The following is a 20061-nucleotide window of genomic DNA, read 5'->3' as shown; positions in this document are numbered from 1 at the left end:
TCCCGAGCATGAGTTCCGTTGAGCAGATGGCCGGATCGAGTGAACAGGTGGCGGCGCGGCAGCAGTCGCGGGGTACGACGTCGCTTGTACTGGGTGCTGTCGCCGTCGCGATGATTGTCTGCCCCTTGCTGCCCGTCCCGGTCCCGATGTGGGTCCGCCTTCTTCCCGTTTATTTGATCGTGCCCGTGGGGATCTCTGCGGTCGTCTCAGGCATCGTCGCTCTGCGCAGGATGCGGGGCTGGGAGGGAGCCGATCGCTTCCGGGCGCGGGCGGGTGTCGCGCTCGGCACCGCGGCCGTCGTGATTCCGCTGACCGTGATCGTCTGGGCGATCTGGGCGCTGAATCAGGCCTACAAGTAGACGGCGATCAGCTTTGAGGTGCAGAGATGGGTTCTGAGCGGTCCCTCCAGGTCTGACGATCGCTCCTCCCCGCAGCCCCCTCGCACCGGCCGGGCGCCATCCCAGCGGACTACCTGGCCCGGGCTCTGAGGTCGATGGAACGTGACGGACGGGACGGCAGGATGAGCCTCATGACCACTCTGAGACCACTACGACCGCAGACTCCGTTGCGCCGCCGCCCCGTTGGGCGATCTGGGCCGCGCATCTGACCACGTTGGTTGTACTGCCGAGCGGACTCTGGCGGATCGCCCTGGTGCTCGGCTATCCGGCCGGCTACCTGGAGAAGAGCTTCGAGACGCTCGGGGCCAAGGTCTGGATGCTCACACTGAGCGTGGTCTGCGAGCTTCTCGCCTTCCTGACGATCGGTCTGGTGCGGCGCCTGGGGATCGTCCAGGACGGCGTGCAGGGTTGCTTCGATCTCGTGCTGCGCGACTTCACTGACCGGATGTCCGGCTTCTGCTGCCAGCTGGCGGGCTTGGCGTGCCAGCGCGCCGATCAGGCGGTGTTGCTGGCTGGACAGTTCGCGCAGCTGCTCACGGTCGAGTTCGCGGTGGGCTTCTCGCAGGCCCTGGCCGAGGCGGAGCAGGCCGGCGACGGCGTCGGGCTGGGTGCGTACGAGGAGATTACTGGCCCATGCGGACAGTGTCGGCCGCCGCAGTGCGCCTGGACCAGTGCTGCCGCCCGAGCCGACGCGGCATCAAGTGCTTGATGTGGTCGCTGTGCTGGCTGTGTGCGCCGGGGTGTGCCGTGTGGTCGGGGACGCCTGCTTCTCCGTGATTATCGGGGCGGTCGCCGGGGGGCATCTGGCGCATCTGGCGCTGACTGGCAGGCCGCTTCCGGCTGGACCCGTTGGCCCCGACGGTCTCAGCGTCGGGGAAGGGGAGGCAGGCTGTTGGTGCGGACGCCTCAGCACACCCCGACGTCTTCGGTGACGGCCCCTCTCCCTGAGTGGATCAGCGGACCGTGCCATCTCGCAGTTCCCCGGCCCAGTCCAGCAGTTCGGGTTGGGCCAGGCTGGTGCCCAGCCAGTCGTGGTCGAGGTCGGCTCCGGGAAGGGACGGCACCACTGCGACGTGGAGCCCGGCAGCACGTGCCGAGGCGACGCCGGTGGCCGAGTCCTCGAAGGCGACGGAGCGTTTGGGAGTCGTGCCGAGTGCCTGGCATGCCGTGAGGTAGAGCTCTGGTGCGGGTTTGGGGGAGCGGACTTCGTCGGCGGCGAACGAGTGGGTGAAGTAGTCCGCGAGACCGGCCGACCACAGTGCCGTGTCGAGCAGTTCCCGTGGGTGTTGCTGGCTACGGCGATGGGTACGGCCGCCCGGCAGGCGCGCACCAGTTCCGCCGCCCCGGGGAGTGCTGATGCGCCTCGGGAAAGCTCTTTGCGGACTCTTTCGAGGAGTTCGGCGGCGATTTCGGCGCCGGCGCGGGGTCGCCCGAGGTACTGGGCCATGGCCTCTCCAGCGGCCTCCACGGTGCGGCCGATGACCAGCGCCTTCTGTTCGGGGCCGAAGGGGTGACCGTGTGCCGCGAAGATGGCTGATTCCGCAGCGGTCCAGCAAGTTTCGGTGTCGACCAGCAGGCCGTCGCAGTCGAAGACCACGGCCTCGGTGCTGGTGGGGAGCGAGCGCATGCAGATGTCCTTTCGCTTTGGATGGTGCGCAGGTCGTGCGTTGGGCGGCTTTGCGGCTGCGTCGGCTGGCGTCTCACTGTCCGAGCGCGAGCCGGATGCCGAAGGCGGCAATGACCGTGCCTGCGATGCGGTCGAGGTAGCGGCGGGCCGAGGGCCGGTGCAGGCGGTCTCGGAGCACGCGCGCGAAGGCGATCAGCGCGCAGGCCCAGGCGACAGCCAGGAGGATGTGTACACCGGCCAGGAGTACGCCCGCACCGAGGTGCGAGGCACCAGCGGGGATGAAGTGCGGGAGAACGGCAACGTAGAAGGCGCCGATCTTCGGGTTGAGGAGATTGGTCACGGTCCCTTGCCGCCAGCCGCTGAGCAGGGTGTCGCCGGTGCCTGTCCTGGCTTTGGTCTCGGTCCCGGCCCTCGCCGCCTGCGGGCTCTGGCTCGATGAGTGGCGCCAGGTGGTCCACAGCAGCCTGCCGCCCATCCACACCAGGTAGGCGGCTCCGCCCCAACGAAGAGTCTGGTATGCGACGTGAGACGCGGTCAGCAGCGCGGTCACACCGAGCGAGGCGAGCGTGCCCCACACCAGCGTGCCGCTCTGGATGCCGAGGACCACGCCCCAGGCGCGACGGCGGTGCCTGAGCGCCGCGGTGCGCAGGATGAGTGCGGTATCCAGTCCGGGAGTGAGCGTGAGGAGTCCCACTATCAGGGTGAAATTCCCTATCGCATCTAGGGTGATCATGAGTGATCACCCTAGGTTGAGACTCGTGCAACATCTATATTTCTGCCCGAAATCGGGCAGGATTGGCGGTGTTCGTCTTTGGTTTCTGTGCATCTCACCTCAGGTGATACGCGCCCAGGGCAGCGGGTCCTGCGACGAGGGCGCCTGTGGGCTGCCAGGGGATCGCTGGCGGATCTACAGCCGGTTGGCGGCGAGGGTGACTGTGCCGTGAAAGATGAACCTTCTCTTGTCATGCCGGGTCGCTGCGGCCCGAAAGCCGTTGAGTGCGTTGATGGTCTGCTCGACGTCATTCCTCCTGGCATGTCGAGCCCGGTCAAACCCGTGGGCCGGCCCGCGCTTTCGCCGGCGGTTCGTCCGCTGGTCACGGTGTTCGGGAATGGTGTGCCGGATCTGCCGTCTTCTCAGGTGGCGACGGTTGCGGCGAGGGCTGTACGCCTTATCCCCGCACAGGTGGTCCGGGCGGGTCGGGCGGGTGCCCGCCGGTCCGACGCGGGATGCGGGCGCGGTCCGTGGCTGCGGTCAATCGCCGGGCGTCATCCCCTTGCCCTGGTGTGATCAACAGGAGCCGGCGTGCGTCAGGGGTGTGGAACGTCCGCGTGCGGCGTGAACGGCCTGGACCTGGCCGGATGGGGGATGGGCCGGTGACATCGAGGAAAGTCTTCGCTCGGCCGCTGCCCGCCCGTTGGCGGGGCGGTGCGTTGGTTCGTTGTTGACGCGGGTGTCTGGTGTGAGTGCCTGGGGGTCGGGGGTTGGGGTGTGTTTGTTCAGGCTGTTGGTGATTCGTCTGGGTTGTTGAGGAGTCTGTTGACGAGGAGTTCGGGGTAGCCGGTGGCTGGTGGGTCGATGCCGAAGATTGCTCGTAGGTAGAGCGGTGCGATGAGTTGGTCGAGGATCTGTTCGAGGGGCGGGGGGTTCTCGCCGCGGGCCGCGGCTCGCTGGCGGATGCGTTCGATGGCGTGGATCCGGCGTTCGAAGTGTTGCGCGCGTTCCCCCTGCGCCTGGGCGCTGGCGGGCATCGACAGGGCGACGGCGCGTACGAGGAGCCGGCCTTCGGGTGTGCGGATGCTGGCAACTCCCGCTTGTGCCCAGGCGGTGAGGTCGCCGCGCAGGGTGCCGGTGTCGGTCAGTGGCCAGTCGCGTTCGAGGCGGGTGACGACGACGTCGGCCAGGAGTGCCTCACGGCTGCCCCAGCGCCGGTAGATGCTGGTGTGGTTCACCCCGGCGCGCTGCGCGATCGCGGGAATGGTCAGGTCCGCGCCCTGGGGGTCGGACAGCAGGTCGATGACCGCCTGATGGACGGCCGAGCGGACCTGCTCGGAGCTCTTGCGGATGCGTGGAGTCGGTTGTTTCGAGGTCACCCCCACATCGTAAGCACAAATATTTGCTTCGCGGTGCCCGCAGGGTCTACAGTTCCGTCGTACGCACAAATCTGTGCTTAAGGAGAGTGTGATGAGGCAGCTGCTGTTCCCGAACAATCCCCAGTTCTGGTACGAGACCCTGCGTTCGATGAGTCACATCGCCTACGGCGGCGCCGATTTCGGCGAGGTCGTCTCCACGAGCGAGCGCATCGTCGAGGGCGACTACGACAGCTGGCACACCGAGTGGCTCGCCACCGCCGACCGGGTGTCCGCAGAGGCTGAGAAGGCCCTGGATGCCGGTCATACGGTCAGCGCCCGGGACGGGTTCCTGCGGGCCTCGAATTACTACCGGTCGGCGGAGTTCTTCCTGCACGGCAACCCGTGCGACCCGCGCCACGAGCACGCCTACGACCGCAGCGTCGCCTGTTTCCGGGCAGCGGCCGCCCTCTACGCCAGCCCGCGTATCGAGCCGGTCCGTATCCCGTACGAGGACACCACGCTGCCCGGCTACCTCTACCGGGCCGACACCTCAGGCACGCCCCGGCCGACCCTGATCATGCACAGCGGTTTCGACGGCACCGCCGAGGAACTCCACTTCAGCGGCGCGCTCGCGGCCGTGGAGCGCGGCTACACCGTGCTGACCTTCGACGGCCCCGGACAGCCCGGGCCGCGCCATCGCGAGGGGCTGGTCTTCCGCCCCGACTGGGAGAACGTCATCACTCCCGTCGTCGACTTCTCCGAATCCCTCCCCGAGGTCGACAGCAGCCGTATCGCACTGCTCGGTTCCAGCATGGGCGGCATCCTCGCGCCGCGGGCCGCGGCTTTCGAGCACCGGCTCGCCGCGCTGATCGCCGTCGACGGTGTCTACGACCTCGGCCAGATATCCGTCCGCAGCATCCCCGGTGACCGCGACGAGGCCGAACGGCTTCTGCGTGCGGAGTCCGCCCCCGAACTCGACGCCCGCTTCGAGCAGATCATGGCGAAGGACGCGACTGCCCGCTGGGCGATCAACCACGGTATGTACGTCATGGGCGTGGACACCCCCCGGGCCTTCAGCGCCTCCTACCTCGACTACACCCTCCAAGGCGGCATCGCCGAACAGATCCGGTGTCCCACCCTGGTCTGCGACGCCGCCGAGGACGAGTTCTTCAGGGGCCAGCCCGAGCAGCTCTACGACCACCTGACCTGCCCCAGGACCCTCATGGTGTTCACCGCCGAGGAAGGCGCCGGCGCCCACTGTCACCCCGGCGCCATGCGCCTGTCGCTGGCCCGGATCTTCGACTGGCTCGACGACACCCTCACCAGCACCCGCTGAAGAAGCCGGACATCACCGGCAGACCCCGATCACCTCCCCGCCCGGCCGGCCCTCCCGGACCGCCTCACACTCCCAGGGAATCCAGATGAACCGCACCGGTATCGAAGCCGCCCTCAACGACCTGCTCTTCAACCGCGGCATCACTCTGGAGGAAGCCGCCGACCGCCACTTCACCCCCGGCTACCGCCAGCGCACGGACGGCGAGTGGGCCGACCGCGCCGAGTTCCTCGACCACATCAGCCACCTGCGCGGCATCGTCGCCGACGGCACGGTCGAGGTCCACGAAGAGCTGTACGACGGCGACAGGTACGCCGACCGGCACACCTGTCACATCACCAAGACGGACGGCACCACCGTCACCGTGGAGGTGTACGTCTTCGGCGACCTCGCCCCCGACGGCCGCTTCAGCCGCATCGAGGAAACCACCCTCATGCTCAAGGGCTCCGACGCCGACCGCAACATCGGCAGCGCCCGCTGAGAGACCACGCCGCGAGGACGGCACACGTCTCGGCGGCGGATCGGCACTGTCCGGCGAGTGAGCCGCCTGGTCCACCGCGCGACGCCGCAGCGGACTGGTTCCTGTGTGCCCCGGTGTGTGCGTCGGGCGGAGCCGGTCGTGCCCGGCATGGTACGGCCGGGCATCCGGCCTCCCTGTCCGGCGTCACTGTTCTCGGTAGGGACCTGGCGGCCGTGCCGGCCGTCGGGCGGCAGGAGAGGTGGGCCGCGGCGCACAGCCGGTACGCGGCGCGGCCCGCCCCGGACCGTGCCGGCGGCGCGAGTGTCGCCGCCACTGCCCCGCGCCGGTGGGTGGGGGAGCCGGTCCGCGTACTGGGCTTCACCTTCTGATCGCAGCGGAACTGCGGGCCCCGCCGGATCCGGCGGGGCCCGCAGTGCGTCATCGGGTGGCGTGCCGGTGATCGCGCCGGGTGGCGGCCAGGTCCCGCCACTGCTCGCGGGTGGGCTGTTCTCCGTCGAGCCACCGTGCTGGTGCGTGCTGGTGGGGGAGCATCGAGGGAAGGCCGGCCGTGGAGTGGGCGATGCCGGCGTAGTACGCGTAGCCGCCGCTGCGGGTGAGGTTGTTCAGGCGGGTGATCGCGGGGCGGTCACTGCGTGGTCGGCGCCCGGGGCGGTGTGGTGGAAGCGCAGGGCGAGTTCGGGGACGGGCTCGGCGACGGTGACGCCGGCGAGGCCGGTCTCGGTGCGCAGCGGTTCGGCGCGGTCTTCGGTGTTCTGGGTGGTGCCGGCGTCGCGGATGAGCGCGGCGAGCGCTGGTCATGTGCGGGACGAGCCCGGTCAGGAGTTGTTCGGCGAGTTCGTTTTCGCCAGCGGCTTGGTCGGGGCTGATGAAGGCGAGGGCGAAGGCGTGTTGGGCCTGGGGGGTGGTGCGTTCGCCGGGGATGGGGTGTTTCTCGGCTTCGGCGTGAGCGGTTTCATGGGCGGTGGCTGCTTGGGGTGTGTCGCTGTGCGGTCACGAGATGTCTCCGTGTGCGCGATGGTGGCGGATGGGTGTCGGCGGTGGCGGGGGCGGTGGGGAAGTCGCCGGCGAGGCGGGCCGGGTGTGCCGGGCCGCGTCGGGCGCGAGGCGGCCACCGTGGTCAGCGGCGTATCGCATTGCGTGCCACGAGTGTTGGGAGCGGGCAGGATCACGGTGGGCTTCGGCCCGGCAGCAGGCGGCCATGTCATGCAGTTCGTCCGGCAGCTGGCCGGTGTCGGCCCCGGCACTGAGCCGCTGCAGGGTCTGGACGGGCTGAAGCCCGTGCCGCTGCGGCTGCCCGGAGACTGAACGGTGGAACCCGGACGTCACGGCAGGCGTGCGAAGGGCGGCCTGTCACATCGTCGGCATCGTGGGCCGGGTGGCGGGCGGGTATCACGCCGTGCGGCAGGGGGGATGCCCGTCGGCCCGGGCAGGGCGGGCATGGTCCGCGAAGTGCCCGGTCTGCGCGGATATTTCACCGTGCCGTACTTCGAAGCACGCTCTGCGGTGGCTGCGCGCAGAGAGCTGCAGGGCTGCGCGGGGCGGCCCCTTGCGGCCGTTGCCGCCGTCCTGCCGCCCGGGATGGCCGGGAGGGGGGACGGAATCGCCGTGGTCGAGTTGTCGTGGCAGGGGCGGCAGGATTCGAACCTGCGGCGTACGGGTTTGGAGTCCGCTGCTCTGGCCGGGCTGAGCTACGCCCCTTCGGTGGGGGGAGCTTGTCATCGCGGCAGTCCGGTCCGCCACGGGTTTTGTGTCGGACTGGCCCTCCCGGCGGCCTTCGGTGCCCTGGCAGCCGCCGTTCCCGCCACCGCCCCTGCCGTTGTTGTCTCTGGTGGGGAGTCGGCGGCGGGGGCGGCGGCGTCTTTGCCCGGGCTCCCGGGCTGTCCGGGTCGGTGTCCGGCGTGTCGGTGGCCGGTGTGCGGGGCGAGGGGCCTCTGGTCGGGGTGGCGTTAGGGGATGCCGGGGATTTCGCGGGCTGTGAATGCTTTGCGGACGGTGCCGGCTGCGTTTGTGCCGTACATGCGTTCGGCGGTTGCGATGGTTGTCAGTGCTGCGTCCTTGAAGCTGGTGTCGGGTGCGAAGCCGAACTGGGCGTTGATGATGATGCGGTCGGCGGTCCTGGCGCCGAGTGCGTTGCGGATGTCGAAGAGCGCGCGGGACCAGATCTCGCCGTCGGCGTGGACCTCCCCGACCCGGTCCCCGTATACCTTGTTTCCGTCGATGCGGCGCAGGCAGTGCGGGGCGCTGCTGTAGGTGACCGAGTCCCAGTCGGCGACGCATGCGGGGTCGGCCTTCATCGGCCAGCCGTAGGTGGCGTCCGCGTGTGCGCCGACCTCGACGGCGAGATAGTCACCGAAGGCCTCGCCGATCGAGCCGGCCTCCAGTGAGGTGCCGAAGCCCGGTACTTGGGCGTGGTGCACGGCGTGCCCGTACTCGTGGACGATCACCTCGGCGTCCTCGGCGTCGTCCACACCGCCCTTGCCGAAACGGATTTCGGCCTTTTTGTCGGTGAAGAAGGAATTGTCCGCACCCCACTGGTTGATACGGACGGGCTGGACCCGGTTGTTGGCTCCGGGCAGTTCGCTGCCGAATCCGAGGCCCTGCAGGTATTCCTGTGCCTCGTTCACCCAGAAGTAGGCCATGACCTGTTCGAACTGGTCGTCGTGCCGGGTGTACGAGCCGGCGTCGGTCGTTTTTGCCGAGGCTCCCGTGTCGGATCTCACCAGGGCCCAGGTCCCGGACAGGCCGCCGCTGGCGTCCAGGTTCCGCAGCGCGGCGACGGCGTAGGCGGAGGCCGGTACGGCCCCGGCGGCATCTTTGGCGTCGGTGAGCAGCTGATCGCCGGACGACTGGACGGGATTGACCATGAAGACGCGGGCCTGCGGCGCAGCCGGAGCGGATCCGGAGGCCGAAGCCGAACCGGCCGGTCCGGTCAGGGGGAGCAGCGCGACAGTGGCGGTGGCTGCTGCAGCCAGGCCGCGGGATGTGCGGCGAGCCATATACATCTCCCATCGGTGGGATGTGCTGAGCCGGATTCGGGGGGTGGCTCGGTGCGGGCGTGATCCTTGCGCATCATGGGTTGCTTTGGCCATGGGTCGCCCATGAATTCGCCGACGAAAGGGGTCGCCGGCAGGACAATCCGGCGCCGGAAGGGGAACGCGCCGGACGTCTCGCATCCGGTCAGGCGGCGTCGCGTGGGCTTTTCGCAGCTGCGCTCGCTCTGTGGGCAGGCGGTTCGCACAACGGGCGGGGAACCGTGGTCTGTGCCTGCACCGTGCGGACGCTCGCGCCCGGCAGGCTGCCCCGGTCGAGCCGGCCCCTTTGCTGCTCGCCGGCCGGGGGCTGACGGGCGGGATTCGGCGAACGCCTCCGGCTGCTGGGGGCCCGTATGCCCCTGCCGCCCGGTCCTCCAGCCGCTCAAGCCACCCGGCACGGCGCGACTCGGCCACCACCACCCAGGTCCCGGGTGATGGTCATACGCTCGCGGTCTGCGTGCACGTACCGTGTGCATGTACCGCGTTACGGGCCGTGCTGCGCGCGTCGGGGCGGCTGTCCTCGGCTGTGTCCGGCAGGGGTGTCAGGGCGCCGTATGCCCGCTGCGCCCAGTGCTCCGGCGTGCCCGGCCCGGCCGCCGGGAGCAGCACGCTGGTACGCGCCGGCCTGCCGTCCTCGGTCAGGGTCATGTGCTCGCCGGTCTTCTCCGCGAGAGCGACCAGGCGGCCGAAGTCCTTGACGGTGTGCGGCAGTTCGACACGGTTGATGGACGCGACGCTACCGACCGCCGGGCCCTGGCGGTCAGCCGGTCATGACGGGTTCGCGCACAGCACGCAGGACCATGTCGGCCCGGGATCGGCCAACGGCATTCACCTCGGCCGGTGGCAGCAAGCGCTGCGTCCCCGCCGGCCTCTGTCGCGAGGCCGGGGGTCGTGTGTGCGGCCCGGCGTGACGTTGGTCGGTGTGGTGTGTGTTCGGCTGCTGTGCTGGGGGTGCTGATCGGGTGGCTGGTCAGTGGTCCGGCAGCGTAGTGGCAGTGGTGCTGGTTGGCGTTCCGCCGGGGCGGGGCTGCGGGTTGGGCGGGCATGCCTGTGGCGGTGGGGGTTTGGCTTTGTCGGGGTCTGCTTGTCGTGTGGGGCGGGGGTGTGTGGCGGCGTATGCGTGTCGGGTCTTTGCCTGCAGCGGGGTGGGTGAGGACCGTGCGGGGCGTCCGGGGGCAGTGGTGGTGGCTGGTGGTGGTTGTGGGGGTGAACCAGTGGGCGTGGTTCTCGCTTCTGGCGGGTGCCTTACTGGCTGATCAGGTCCTGCAGGTCGGTGATCCGGTATCCGCGGGACTGGAAGGCTTGGATGATCCGTGGCAGTGCCTCGGCGTCGAGGACGGGGCCCGTGCCGTTCGCAGTTCCGATGTGCATCTGCAGGATTATGCCGGGGCGCAGGGCGTCCAGGGCCCGCTGCACGGCCTTGTCCGCGGTCATCGCGCCGGCGGCGCCCAGGTAGCCGTTGGTGTCGGTGGTGAACTCGATGTCGGCAAAGCCCAGTTCGTTGACGTCCGCGATGTGCTGCGGGGTGGTCTGCCCGTAGGGGAAGCGGAAGAACGGCAGCGGCACCGTCCCGGACGCGGCCCGGATGGCCCGGTTCGCGGCCAGCACCTCGCTCGCCCGCTCGTGTGCGGTGAGGTCTGCGAAGTCGGGGTGGCTGTATGAGTGGTTGCCCAGGCCGTGCCCGGCTGCCGCGATCCGGCGGACGGCTGCGGGGTTGCGGTCGGCGAAGTCACCCGTGAGGAAGAAGGTGGCCGGGGCCCTGTGGCGGTCCAGGACGGAGAGCACCGTGTCCAGGCCCCGGTCGTTCCACGCCGCGTTGAATGTCAGCGCGACCAGGCGCTGCTCGGTGCGGATCGTCCGGTTCTCCGACCCGAACAGGGCCCGCAGCCGGGCCTCGTCCCACCGCTGCACGACCACCGCCGCCCGCTGCACTGCAGCGGGACCCACGGCCGCGGGAGCTCCGGCGGTGCTCACCACTGCCGCAGCCGCCACCAGTCCGGCGGCCAGCAGCCGCCCGGACCTGAATACCGCCTTCGAGGAAACCGTCACACCCTCAGACATCGACGCAAGCGCGCTCCCGCTTGAGGGCCGGGGCCGGATCATTCACCCCGAACTCCCCGGCGCTCCAGGCAGACGTCGTCACCGCATCGTGCCCGGCGCGCGCCGGGCGGGCTGCCGGCCGCCTACCGAAGCCCTGGGACGGTGGTTCGCGGACTGCGAGCACTTGTATCGGTTCGGGGGCCGGCGGCCTGAACCCGGGGCGATGGAAACCGGCGGAACAACGCGTGGGGGTCGGGCATGATCCGCTCATGGAACGAGTCGTTGATCTTGATGAGGCGGCCGCAGTGATTGCCGAGCGGGCCGCCCGATGGCCGGCGGCCGGTCTCAGGGCCGGGCGGTTGACCTGGCGGGACGAAGCCGCGCCGTGGCCTCAGCAGCTCGAGACCGACAGGGCACTGGTGCGTGATCCTGATTCGATCGGTGTGCTGGTCTCCGGGCCGGCGGGCGCTGAGCTGTCCGTTGTGCTGTTCCGGGGCGGCTGGGCCGATGTGGACTTCGTTGCCGGCCTCGAAGACGCCGGAACGCTGCCCGCGTCCGGCATCGGTTCGGCAGCGGCATTCGGCACCCGGCTCGATCAGTGGGCGCGGCGCGTCTTCGGAGACCCTGCCCGATGAGGCAGAGCGGGAGGGCGGACGTCGCTGTGCCCGGCCTCAGCACCGGTGCCCTGCTGCTGCGCGGGCTGCTGCTCTCCATTGCCGGGGCACGCCGTTTCGGCCGGGCACCGCGGCCCGGGCTGGCCGGGATCGCCGGTCTCACCGCCGGGGGAGGGCTCGTCGCGGCGTCCGCCCCCACCCCTGGGGCCGGTCTGGTCCGGGAGCGGCTGGGCCGTGTTTGAGAACTCCCGCCTGGCCCGCGACGCCTGGCACGCACACTCGCTGCGTTGTCGGAGTCATCCAAGTACGTCCAGTACGAGGATGATCCTCCGCCTTGCGATTGCACGCACCAGACGCCGCGAGCCCCGCCCTACGGGCGGACGGCGCTAGTTCTAAAACATGGCCTAGTCTTCTGAGTCGGGAATTCTGTTCAGATATGAGGCGAGGCGTTCGAGGATCTCGTCTGCGGTCTTCGTCCAGACGTAGGGCTTCGGGTCGGTGTTCCAGGCGGCGATCCAGTTGCGGATGTCCTTCTCCAGGGCCGGGACGGACTTGTGGACGCCTCGCCGTATCTGCTTGTTGGTGAGTTCGGCGAACCACCGCTCGACGAGGTTCAGCCAGGACGATCCTGTGGGTGTGAAGTGCAGGTGGAAGCGGGGGTGGGCCAGCAGCCATTTCTTGATGGCGGGCGTCTTGTGGGTGGCGTAGTTGTCGCAGACGAGGTGGACGTCCAGGCCGGCTGGCACCTCTTTGTCGAGCTTGGTCAGGAACTTCCTGAACTCCTCGGCCCGGTGCCGGCGGTGCAGGGAGCCGATTACCTTGCCGGTGGCGACCTCGAGAGCGGCAAAGAGTGTGGTGGTACCGGCGCGGACGTAGTCGTGGGTGGCCCGCTCGGGAACCCCGGGCATCATCGGCAGCACGGGCTGGGACCGGTCCAGGGCCTGGATCTGCGACTTCTCGTCCACGCAGAACACCAGAGCCCGTTCGGGCGGGTCCAGGTAGAGACCGACGACATCGTGGACCTTGTCGACGAAGTACGGATCGGTCGACAGCTTGAAGGTCTCCGACCGGTGCGGCTGCAGGCCGAAGGCCCGCCAGATCCGGGACACCGACGACTGCGAAAGGCCCATCTCTTTCGCCATGGCCCGTGTCGACCAGTGCGTCGCGTTCTTCGGAGTGGATTCCAGCGTCTTGGTGACCACCGCGGCCACCTGCTCGTCGGTCACCGTCCTGGGACCACCCGGACGTGGCATGTCACCCAGACCGGCGATCCGGTACTGCACGAACCGGGCACGCCACCGCCCCACCGCATGAGGCGTGGAACCGAGTTGGGCCGCCACGTCCTTGTTCGAGGCACCCGCGGCGCAGGCCAGAATGATCCGACACCGCAGTGCCCACGCCTGCGGCGTGGAACGACGCCGCACCCACCCCTCCAGCGCGGCCCGTTCCTCATCCGACAGCATCAACTCGGCCTTCGGCCGCCCCATCCCCGCCATAGAGCAAGCCTACACATCTGAACAGAATTCCTGACTCAGAAGACTAGGCCGGCCGGCTCCGGGAGCCCGGGTTGCCACAGACTCTTCCAGCTCCCTGCTGTCCCGCTGCTGGTCGCCGTGCTGCTGCCCGCTTGGCCGGGACGCCCCGCCGGGGTACGGAACGGGCCCGGGACATCGGCGGGTTGGTCGGAACATGCCGGCAGCCTCGGACCGGCACCGCATCGCCTGCAGCCTCGGCCGGCGGCTCGCCCAACGGGGTGTGACACTGCCCGGGCTGGCGGAGAGAGCCGGCGTGACGGTGGTGAATCTGCCGGCAGCGAGCAACGGCCGCACCGAAGCGGTGCGATTGGCCACCCTGACAGCGATCTGCGCCGCACCGGACTGCAGCCCCGGCGGCATCCTCACTGTTCTCCCGGACTGTTTCCGGTGGGCCGGCCGGGGATGCGGAGGCCGGCCCCGCCCGGCAGTCCGCCCGGGCGGCACGCCCTCCAGCAGCCGTTTGAGTTGTTCCTTCAGTGCGGCCCGGGCACGGCCGGAAACTCTATGAAAGGGGCAGTTGGCCCCGGTTCGGGGGCCGGCCGGGTCCGGGCTGTCAGCACAGCACGCTGAGCGCCCCCGGCTGCACCCTGACCGTGACGGGAAGTGTTGCGTCGACCTCGCCGTCCGCGCCGTAGGGGATGTCCCGGTCGGCCTCGATACGGATCTCCCTGCCCCGCAGCACCTCCACCTGCGGGCGCTTGAGGTGGGCGCCCGTCTTGAGCTCGTTCATCATGGTGAAGAACAGCCGCTTGGGCGCGTGCTGGATCACGACGACGTCCAGCAGCCCGTCGTCGAGCCGCGCGCCCGGCGCGATGTGGCGGCCGAAGCCGTAGAAGCCCGAGTTTGCGGCGACGACCGTGTAGCCGCGCCGCTCGTGGATCACGCCGTCGACCGTGATGCGGTACGCGGCGGGCCGCCACGTCACCACGGCCCGCAGTCCGCCCGCGTAGTACGAGGCGGCACCGCGCAGCAGCCGGGAGGTGTTGGCATGCCGGTTGGCCACCGCGTCGACGCCCGCGTACACACTGCCCAGTACGGATGTCCTGTCATGGACGGCCGATTCGACCTCGATGGTGTCGATCGGCTTCGGTGTGCCGTGCAGCAGCACCTCGGCGAGGGCGGAGGGGTCGGCGGGCAGCGTGAGCGCCCGGGCGAAGTCGTTGCCGCGGCCGGCCGGTACGAGCCCGAACACGGTGTCCGTGCCGCTGAGCGCGCCCCCGATACAGCCCGCTATGCCGTCGCCGCCGACCGCGAGCACGGTGTGCCCCTGCCCGCCGGCCTGCCGTGCCAGCTCCGCGGCGTGTTCCAGGCTGCGGCTGTACTGGGTGTCGATCTGCGCCCCGGCCTCCCGCAGGAGGCGGGCCAGCGGAAGCAGCGCCGCCGTACCGCTGGAACCCCCTGCGGCGGGGTTGACGACCGCGGTGAACTGTCGCATGTGTGCGCCTTTCGGACGGCGGGGGGCTTGTCGGGAGGGGTCAGCGGACGGGGATGAGCACGCCGGGGTTGAGGACCTGGGCAGGGTCGATTTCGGCCTTGACGGCTTGCAGGACGCGCACGCCGAGCGGGCCGATCTCCTCGGTGTACCAGTCGCGGTGGTCCGTGCCCACACCGTGGTGGTGGCTGATGGTGCCGCCGGAGGCGAGGATCGCGTCGTTCGCGGCCCGCTTGGCCGGGGCCCAGTGCGCGACCGGATCGTCGCCCTGCGCCGAGACCACCGTGAAATACAGCGACGCGCCGTTCTCGTACACGTGCGAGATGTGGCACATCACCAGCGGCGGCGTGCCGGCGTCGGTCAGTGCGGCGGTCAGTGCCTGGCGCACCGCGCCGTACAGCGCCGGGAGGGCCGACCAGAAGCCCGCGGTCTCCAGCGTCTCGGCGAACGCGCCCGCGTCCAGCAGCGCGTCGCGCAGGTAGGGGGCGTTGTAACGGCCGTGCGCCCAGCGGTCCCCGGGCTCCTCGCCCACGTACTCGCCGCCGCACGCGAGGAGCACCTCGCGGGCCCGCGCACGGCTGTCCGCGGTGTCCTCGGCGGTGCCCTCGAATCCGGCGATCGCCATGCACCCGGCCGCCGCGGGTGCCTCCGGGCTCCCGATCCTGTCCGGCTGGGCCAGGCCGACGAACGTCTCCGTCTCGTCCGACAGCCGCAGCACGGTCGGCCGCGGACCGTCCTGGGCAAGCGTGCGCAGCGCGGCCGCGCCCGCCTCGAACGAGGCGAAACGCCACCCTTCGTAGATCCGGGCCGCGGGCAGCGGCCTGATCCGCACGGTCACCGAGGTGATCACGCCGAGCGCACCCTCGGAGCCCAGGATCAGCTGACGCAGATCCGGCCCGGCCGCCGAGCGCGGCGCCCGCCCCGCCTCCCAGGTGCCCTCGGGCGTGGCGACGGTCAGGCCGAGCACCATCTCGTCGAAGCGGCCGTAACCGGCCGAGGCCTGACCGCTGGAGCGCGCCGCGGCGAAGCCGCCGATCGTCGCCCACTCGTAGGACTGCGGGAAGTGGCCCAGCGTGAAGCCGCGCTCGTTGAGCAGCGCTTCCGCCTGCGGCGCGCGCAGCCCGGGCTGCAGCGTCGCGGTGCGCGAGACCTCGTCGAGCGCGAGCAGCCGATCGAGGCGGCGCAGGTCCAGCGCGACGAAGCAGCGCCCCGCCTGCGGTGCGAGTCCGCCCACGACGGAGGTCCCGCCGCCGAACGGCACGGCCGCAACCCCCTGTTCGGCCAAGACGCGCAGAACGGCCAGCACCTCCTCATGGCTGCCCGGCAGCAGGACCGCCGCCGGGATGTCCTCGACCTCACCGGCCCGGATGCGCAGCAGGTCCGGGGTGGACTTGCCCCGGGTGTGCCGGATACGGCTCTCGGCACCGGTGCGTACGTATGCGCCGTCGCCCAGGCACTCGGTGAGCGCCCGGAGCGTGCCGTCGGCGAGCGGGGAGGGGGGCACCGCGATGCCGTCGAGCCGGGCCGGCCCGGTCTCGCGCGGGGTGACGCCGAGCAGATCGCGCAGCAGACCGATCACCGAGTCGGGCAGCGGAGCCGCCTTGTCCGGGTCGCCCCAGCCGCTCCACAACATGTCCACCTGGGTCACTTGGGCCGTCCTCACCGTCGGTTCTGCCTGGCACCGTGCCGCGCACCCTGCACTGGCATTACACTGTGACAGATGACGCCCATTCGTCACAACCAGTCGGACGCAGACGCCGTCCTCGACGCAGCCCGCGACTGCGTCCTCGCCGTCGGCGTACGCCGCACCACCCTCACCGACGTCGCCCGCCGCGCCGGCGTCTCCCGCATGACGCTCTACCGCCGATGGCCCGACGTACGAACCCTCGTCGGCGACCTCATGACCCGCGAATGGATCGCACTCGCCGTCGGCGCCATGCCCGACAACGACCCCACCACCCCCACCCGCAGCCGCCTCGTCGACGGACTGGTCGCCGGCACCACCGCCTTCCGCGCCCACCCCCTCTTCCACAAGATCCTCGACGTCGACCCCGAACTGCTCCTGCCCTACGTACTCGACCGACGCGGCGCCAGCCAGGACGCCCTCCTCGGACTCATCACCGGCGCCCTGACCGAAGGCCACGCCGACGGATCCGTCCGCACCATCCACCCCGGCCTGCAGGCCCGCTCACTGCTCCTGGTCGTACAGGCCTTCACGCTGTCACTGCGCACGATGACCGACGAGGCCGACCCCCACCTCACCGAGACCGCCTTCCTCGGCGAACTGCGGACCATCCTGGAGAGGACCCTCACCCCATGAGCAGCCCGGCCGCCCCCACCCCCGGCGCGTCCTCACTCAACGCCGCACGCCGCAGCCGCGAACTCGCCGAACTCGCCGACGGCACACAGGTCGACGTCCTCGTCGTCGGCCTCGGAGCAACCGGCGCCGGAGCCGCCCTCGACGCCGCCACCCGCGGACTGACCGTCGCCGCCATCGACGCCCACGACCTCGCCTTCGGCACCTCCCGCTGGAGCTCCAAACTCATCCACGGCGGACTGCGCTACCTCGCCACCGGCCAACTCGACGTCGCCCACGAAAGCGCCGTCGAACGCGGCATCCTCATGGAACACACCGCCCCCCACCTCGTCCGCGCCCAGCCCTTCGTCCTCCCGCTCACCCCACTCGTCTCCCGAAGCCAGGCCGCACTCGCCTGGGCCGGCTTCCGCGCCGGGGACCTGCTGCGCGCCTCAGCCCGCACCCGACGCGCCACCCTCCCCGCGCCGCGCACCCTCTCCGCCGTGGAGACCCGTCACATGGCCCCCGCCCTCCGGCCCGCCGGCCTGCGCGGCGGACTGCTGTCCTGGGACGGCCAACTCACCGACGACGCCCGCCTCGTCACCGCGATCGCCCGAACCGCGGCCGCCCACGGCGCCCGCATCCTCACCCGCACCCGCGCCCTCCACCTCAGCGGCGCCGGCGCCCGCGTACGCGACGAACTCACCGGCGAAGAACTGCTCATCCGGGCACGTACGGTCATCAACGCCACCGGCGTCTGGGCCGGCGGCCTCGTCGACGACATCCGCCTGCGCCCCTCCCGCGGCACCCATCTCGTCCTGCGCTCCGAAGACCTCGGCAGCCTCACCGCCGGCATGCACATCCCGATACCCGGCGAGAAAAACCGCTTCGTCCTCGTCCTCCCACAGGGCGACGGCCGCGTGTACGTAGGACTCACCGACGAACCCGTCGACGGCGACATCCCCGACGTACCCGAAGTGCCGGAGACGGACATCGGCTTCCTCCTCGATGTCCTCGGCTCCGCACTCGACGTCACAGTGACCCGGGACGACGTCGTGGGAGCCTTCGCAGGACTGCGCCCCCTCCTCGACACCACGTCAGACTCGGCACGCACCGCCGACATCTCCCGCAAGCACGCGGTGCTGACCTCACCCGACGGTGTCGTCACAGTCGTCGGCGGCAAACTCACCACCTACCGGCGCATGGCCCAGGACGCCGTCGACGCCGCCACCACCGTACGCAACCTTCCCGCAGGCCCCAGCCGCACCGCCACCCTCCCACTCGTCGGCGCCGCCCGCCCCGCCACACTCGCCACCCTCGACGCCCCCCGCCGCCTCGTCCGCCGCTACGGCACCGAAGCCCTCCAGATCCACGCCATCGGCCTCACCGACCCCGCACTCGCCCGCCCCGTCATCCCCGGCCACCCCGTCACCGCAGCCGAACTCCTGTGGGCCGTACACCACGAGGGAGCCCTCGACGAATCCGACATCCTGGACCGCCGCACCCGCATCGGCCTGGTCCCGCACGACCGCCAGGCGGCGCACACCGCCGCCCGCGACGCACTCACAACTGACCTGCCGCACCACTGACCTGCTGAAGGCCAAAACAGCAGACCGCACAGCGGCAGGCAACCGCCGCCGAACAGACCGCCGAGCCCTCACCGGCTCGTCAGCACAACGGCAAGGACGACAAGTCCGCGATCAGCACCTCGCCGAACGCACTACCCGCTACGCGACGCCGACCCACCTACCCGCCCTCACCAGGCCCACCTGACTGCTCTCCCTGCTTCCGCCCCACCCCGCGCCGCACGCGCCCCCGGGTCGAGCGCCCACGCCTGAGAACTGCGTTGACCGGCACAGCCATACCCGCCCCGGCCCACCTCGCCTGCCCCCGCTCCCAGCTCCCTGCCGGGCAGAGCCCCACGCCGGCCAGACCTTGCCGACACACAGGCCCCGTCCCCGTGCCCAACCAGGACGGCAATACGTTGTTACGCGTCATCCGTGGACGGTCGCGTAATTCCCACGGACGGCGTCACACAATGCCCCAGAGGGATCCCCGAGCCGGCCTCGCCAGCACAGTGTCCGCCGCAGCGGCGGGAGTAGAACGATCGGTCGGTAAATCCAGTCCCCGAGGGTCGCGTCTCTGACATGCAGAGCTCGTGCGGACCCCCGTTCCGTGGTAGCCACGGTCAGAGGCGCACCGGCGGACAGTCCCAACGGAGAGTGCGCGCCGCAGTTGGCCACAGCGCGGGCCTACGTGCCGCCAGCTCTGTCTATAGTGGCGCGGCAGTCGGCTCACTCCAGAACGGCGAGATGGTCGGCGGCACCCCCGCGCCACTCGATCAGGAAGAGAGTCGCGTCGTCGCTGGTGCTCCCGCCCCGTTCCTGCCGCAGCGTGTGAGAGAGCGAGCGCACCACCGCTCGTACTCCCTTCTCGGCGGGCTCGATGCGGTTGACCCAGTGGATGAGCTGTTCCTCGCCAAACGGCTCTGCGCCGGCTTCGTGCTCCTCGATCAGGCCATCGGTGAAGCACAGCACCCGGTCGCCGCGTTGGAGCATCTGTTCGCTGATCTGGGGCTCTTCACCGCCGAAGCCGACCGGCAATGTGGTCGGGCCCTGAAGTTGCCCGACGACCTGGTGGTCGCGGATCAACAGGGGTGCAGGGTGGCCCGCGTTGACCCACTGCAAGTGCCCCGTTGTGATGTTCAGGCGCATCATCTGCGCGGTGACGAAGTGGTCGGGCCCGAACTGCCCGGCGATGGCGCGGTCCATGAACGTGTAGATCTCGGACAGACCGATGTCGGCACGCCTGGCGTGCCGGTAGGCGCCGACGGCGACGGTCGCCATCGTGGCGGAGTCCAGACCGTGGCCCATCGCATCGACCATGGCCACGTGCAGGATGTCGTCGTTGAGGGCGTAGTCGAAGCTGTCGCCTGCGACGTGGTAGGCGGGCTCCAGGATTCCGGCCACCGCGACCTGAGGGACGGACATCGCCAGCGGCGGAAGCAAGGACCACTGGATCTCCGCAGCCACGCTCATCGGCTCGCGGCGCCGGGCCAGGAAGAACTGGTCGGTGTAGCTGTGCTTGGTGACCAGCATGTCGGCGACCAGGCCGGAGAGCCTGCGCAGCAGGCGCCGGTCGTCGTCATCGACGGTATCCAGGGTGAGGGCCATTACTCCCACCTGGTCGCTGCCGTCCAGCAG

General features: G+C 70.3%; 20 protein-coding genes, 1 tRNA gene and 2 pseudogenes. 11 read left to right on the top strand and 12 right to left on the bottom strand.

Going from position 1 to position 20061, the window contains the following annotated elements; translation table 11 throughout:
* Window positions 1–8 precede the first annotated feature (8 nt).
* Both OHA61_RS00115 and OHA61_RS00110 read left to right on the top strand, forming a co-directional pair.
* Complete coding sequence (locus OHA61_RS00115; RefSeq protein ID WP_406301069.1) at window positions 9–359, top strand: hypothetical protein; 351 nt, start codon at window positions 9–11, stop codon at window positions 357–359.
* A gap of 292 nt (window positions 360–651) precedes the next feature.
* A complete protein-coding gene (locus OHA61_RS00110; protein WP_406301068.1) occupies window positions 652–1107 on the top strand; it encodes a hypothetical protein in 456 nt (151 codons plus the stop codon).
* Between the two features lie 412 nt (window positions 1108–1519).
* Here the strand turns inward: OHA61_RS00110 and OHA61_RS00105 are convergent.
* From OHA61_RS00105 to OHA61_RS00090, 4 genes and pseudogenes are all read right to left on the bottom strand, one after another.
* Window positions 1520–2025: pseudogene (locus tag OHA61_RS00105) on the bottom strand (HAD family hydrolase); the annotation flags it as partial.
* A 73-nt stretch (window positions 2026–2098) separates the two neighbouring features.
* Complete coding sequence (locus tag OHA61_RS00100) at window positions 2099–2758, bottom strand: LysE family translocator (protein ID WP_406301067.1); 660 nt, start codon at window positions 2756–2758, stop codon at window positions 2099–2101.
* Between the two features lie 174 nt (window positions 2759–2932).
* Window positions 2933–3320 (bottom strand): annotated as a pseudogene (locus tag OHA61_RS00095) (IS5/IS1182 family transposase); the annotation flags it as partial.
* A gap of 202 nt (window positions 3321–3522) precedes the next feature.
* Window positions 3523–4116, bottom strand: a complete 594-nt coding sequence (locus OHA61_RS00090; protein WP_406301066.1) for a TetR/AcrR family transcriptional regulator — start codon at window positions 4114–4116, stop codon at window positions 3523–3525.
* A gap of 91 nt (window positions 4117–4207) precedes the next feature.
* Between OHA61_RS00090 and OHA61_RS00085 the strand changes: the two genes are divergently transcribed.
* The 4 genes from OHA61_RS00085 (at window position 4208) to OHA61_RS00070 (ending at window position 7214) form a co-directional block, all read left to right on the top strand.
* Window positions 4208–5431: an alpha/beta hydrolase family protein gene (locus OHA61_RS00085; RefSeq protein ID WP_406301065.1), complete on the top strand. Its 1224-nt coding sequence runs from the start codon at window positions 4208–4210 to the stop codon at window positions 5429–5431.
* 85 nt (window positions 5432–5516) lie between these two features.
* Window positions 5517–5909: a nuclear transport factor 2 family protein gene (locus OHA61_RS00080; protein WP_406301064.1), complete on the top strand. Its 393-nt coding sequence runs from the start codon at window positions 5517–5519 to the stop codon at window positions 5907–5909.
* A gap of 212 nt (window positions 5910–6121) precedes the next feature.
* Entirely contained in the window at window positions 6122–6277 is a 156-nt protein-coding gene (locus OHA61_RS00075; RefSeq protein ID WP_406301063.1) for a hypothetical protein, read from the top strand.
* A gap of 769 nt (window positions 6278–7046) precedes the next feature.
* The gene (locus OHA61_RS00070) at window positions 7047–7214 is read left to right on the top strand and encodes a hypothetical protein (protein WP_406301062.1); all 168 of its coding nucleotides are present in this window, start codon (window positions 7047–7049) and stop codon (window positions 7212–7214) included.
* A gap of 315 nt (window positions 7215–7529) precedes the next feature.
* On the opposite strand, the gene OHA61_RS00065 is transcribed toward OHA61_RS00070, so the two are convergent.
* The 4 genes from OHA61_RS00065 to OHA61_RS00050 form a co-directional block, all read right to left on the bottom strand.
* Window positions 7530–7607: transfer RNA gene (locus OHA61_RS00065), tRNA-Trp, on the bottom strand.
* Window positions 7608–7855: 248 nt separating this feature from the next.
* Window positions 7856–8905, bottom strand: coding sequence for a M36 family metallopeptidase (locus tag OHA61_RS00060; protein WP_406301061.1), 1050 nt, complete (start codon window positions 8903–8905; stop codon window positions 7856–7858).
* A 474-nt stretch (window positions 8906–9379) separates the two neighbouring features.
* A complete protein-coding gene (locus OHA61_RS00055) occupies window positions 9380–9589 on the bottom strand; it encodes a hypothetical protein (RefSeq protein ID WP_406301060.1) in 210 nt (69 codons plus the stop codon).
* Window positions 9590–10186: 597 nt separating this feature from the next.
* Entirely contained in the window at window positions 10187–11002 is an 816-nt protein-coding gene (locus OHA61_RS00050) for a polysaccharide deacetylase family protein (RefSeq protein ID WP_406301059.1), read from the bottom strand.
* A gap of 248 nt (window positions 11003–11250) precedes the next feature.
* Between OHA61_RS00050 and OHA61_RS00045 the strand changes: the two genes are divergently transcribed.
* On the top strand, window positions 11251–11616 hold the full coding sequence (locus OHA61_RS00045) for a hypothetical protein (RefSeq protein WP_406301058.1): 366 nt from the start codon (window positions 11251–11253) through the stop codon (window positions 11614–11616).
* The gene (locus OHA61_RS00040) at window positions 11613–11837 is read left to right on the top strand and encodes a hypothetical protein (protein WP_406301057.1); all 225 of its coding nucleotides are present in this window, start codon (window positions 11613–11615) and stop codon (window positions 11835–11837) included. Before OHA61_RS00045 ends, OHA61_RS00040 begins: the two co-directional genes overlap by 4 nt.
* Before the next feature lie 162 nt (window positions 11838–11999).
* Here the strand turns inward: OHA61_RS00040 and OHA61_RS00035 are convergent, their stop codons facing one another.
* Window positions 12000–13082 carry an IS630 family transposase gene (locus tag OHA61_RS00035; RefSeq protein ID WP_406307235.1) on the bottom strand — a complete coding sequence of 361 codons (1083 nt, stop codon included), beginning with the start codon at window positions 13080–13082 and terminating at the stop codon, window positions 12000–12002.
* A 202-nt stretch (window positions 13083–13284) separates the two neighbouring features.
* Here OHA61_RS00035 and OHA61_RS00030 point away from each other — a divergent pair, with 202 nt between their 5' ends.
* Complete coding sequence (locus tag OHA61_RS00030) at window positions 13285–13638, top strand: helix-turn-helix domain-containing protein (RefSeq protein ID WP_406301056.1); 354 nt, start codon at window positions 13285–13287, stop codon at window positions 13636–13638.
* Window positions 13639–13683: 45 nt separating this feature from the next.
* Here OHA61_RS00030 and OHA61_RS00025 read toward each other — a convergent pair whose 3' ends face one another.
* Together OHA61_RS00025 and OHA61_RS00020 are read right to left on the bottom strand one after the other, a co-directional pair.
* A complete protein-coding gene (locus OHA61_RS00025; protein WP_406301055.1) occupies window positions 13684–14565 on the bottom strand; it encodes a YegS/Rv2252/BmrU family lipid kinase in 882 nt (293 codons plus the stop codon).
* A 40-nt stretch (window positions 14566–14605) separates the two neighbouring features.
* Complete coding sequence (locus OHA61_RS00020) at window positions 14606–16201, bottom strand: FAD-binding oxidoreductase (RefSeq protein WP_406307234.1); 1596 nt, start codon at window positions 16199–16201, stop codon at window positions 14606–14608.
* A gap of 81 nt (window positions 16202–16282) precedes the next feature.
* Here OHA61_RS00020 and OHA61_RS00015 point away from each other — a divergent pair, with 81 nt between their 5' ends.
* Together OHA61_RS00015 and OHA61_RS00010 are read left to right on the top strand one after the other, a co-directional pair.
* Window positions 16283–16882 (top strand): TetR/AcrR family transcriptional regulator, encoded by a 600-nt coding sequence (locus OHA61_RS00015; RefSeq protein WP_406301054.1) that lies wholly within the window; start codon window positions 16283–16285, stop codon window positions 16880–16882.
* A complete protein-coding gene (locus OHA61_RS00010; protein WP_406301053.1) occupies window positions 16879–18447 on the top strand; it encodes a glycerol-3-phosphate dehydrogenase/oxidase in 1569 nt (522 codons plus the stop codon). Before OHA61_RS00015 ends, OHA61_RS00010 begins: the two co-directional genes overlap by 4 nt.
* Window positions 18448–19152: 705 nt before the next feature.
* Here OHA61_RS00010 and OHA61_RS00005 read toward each other — a convergent pair.
* On the bottom strand, window positions 19153–20061 hold a 909-nt coding region (locus OHA61_RS00005), incomplete at its 5' end, for a PP2C family protein-serine/threonine phosphatase (protein ID WP_406301052.1).

The organism is Streptomyces sp. NBC_00885, from assembly GCF_045207475.1.
Taxonomy (GTDB): Bacteria; Actinomycetota; Actinomycetes; order Streptomycetales; family Streptomycetaceae; genus Streptomyces.
The sequence above is the reverse complement of the archived record's forward strand: the minus strand, read 5'-3'. Positions and strand labels throughout refer to the sequence as shown.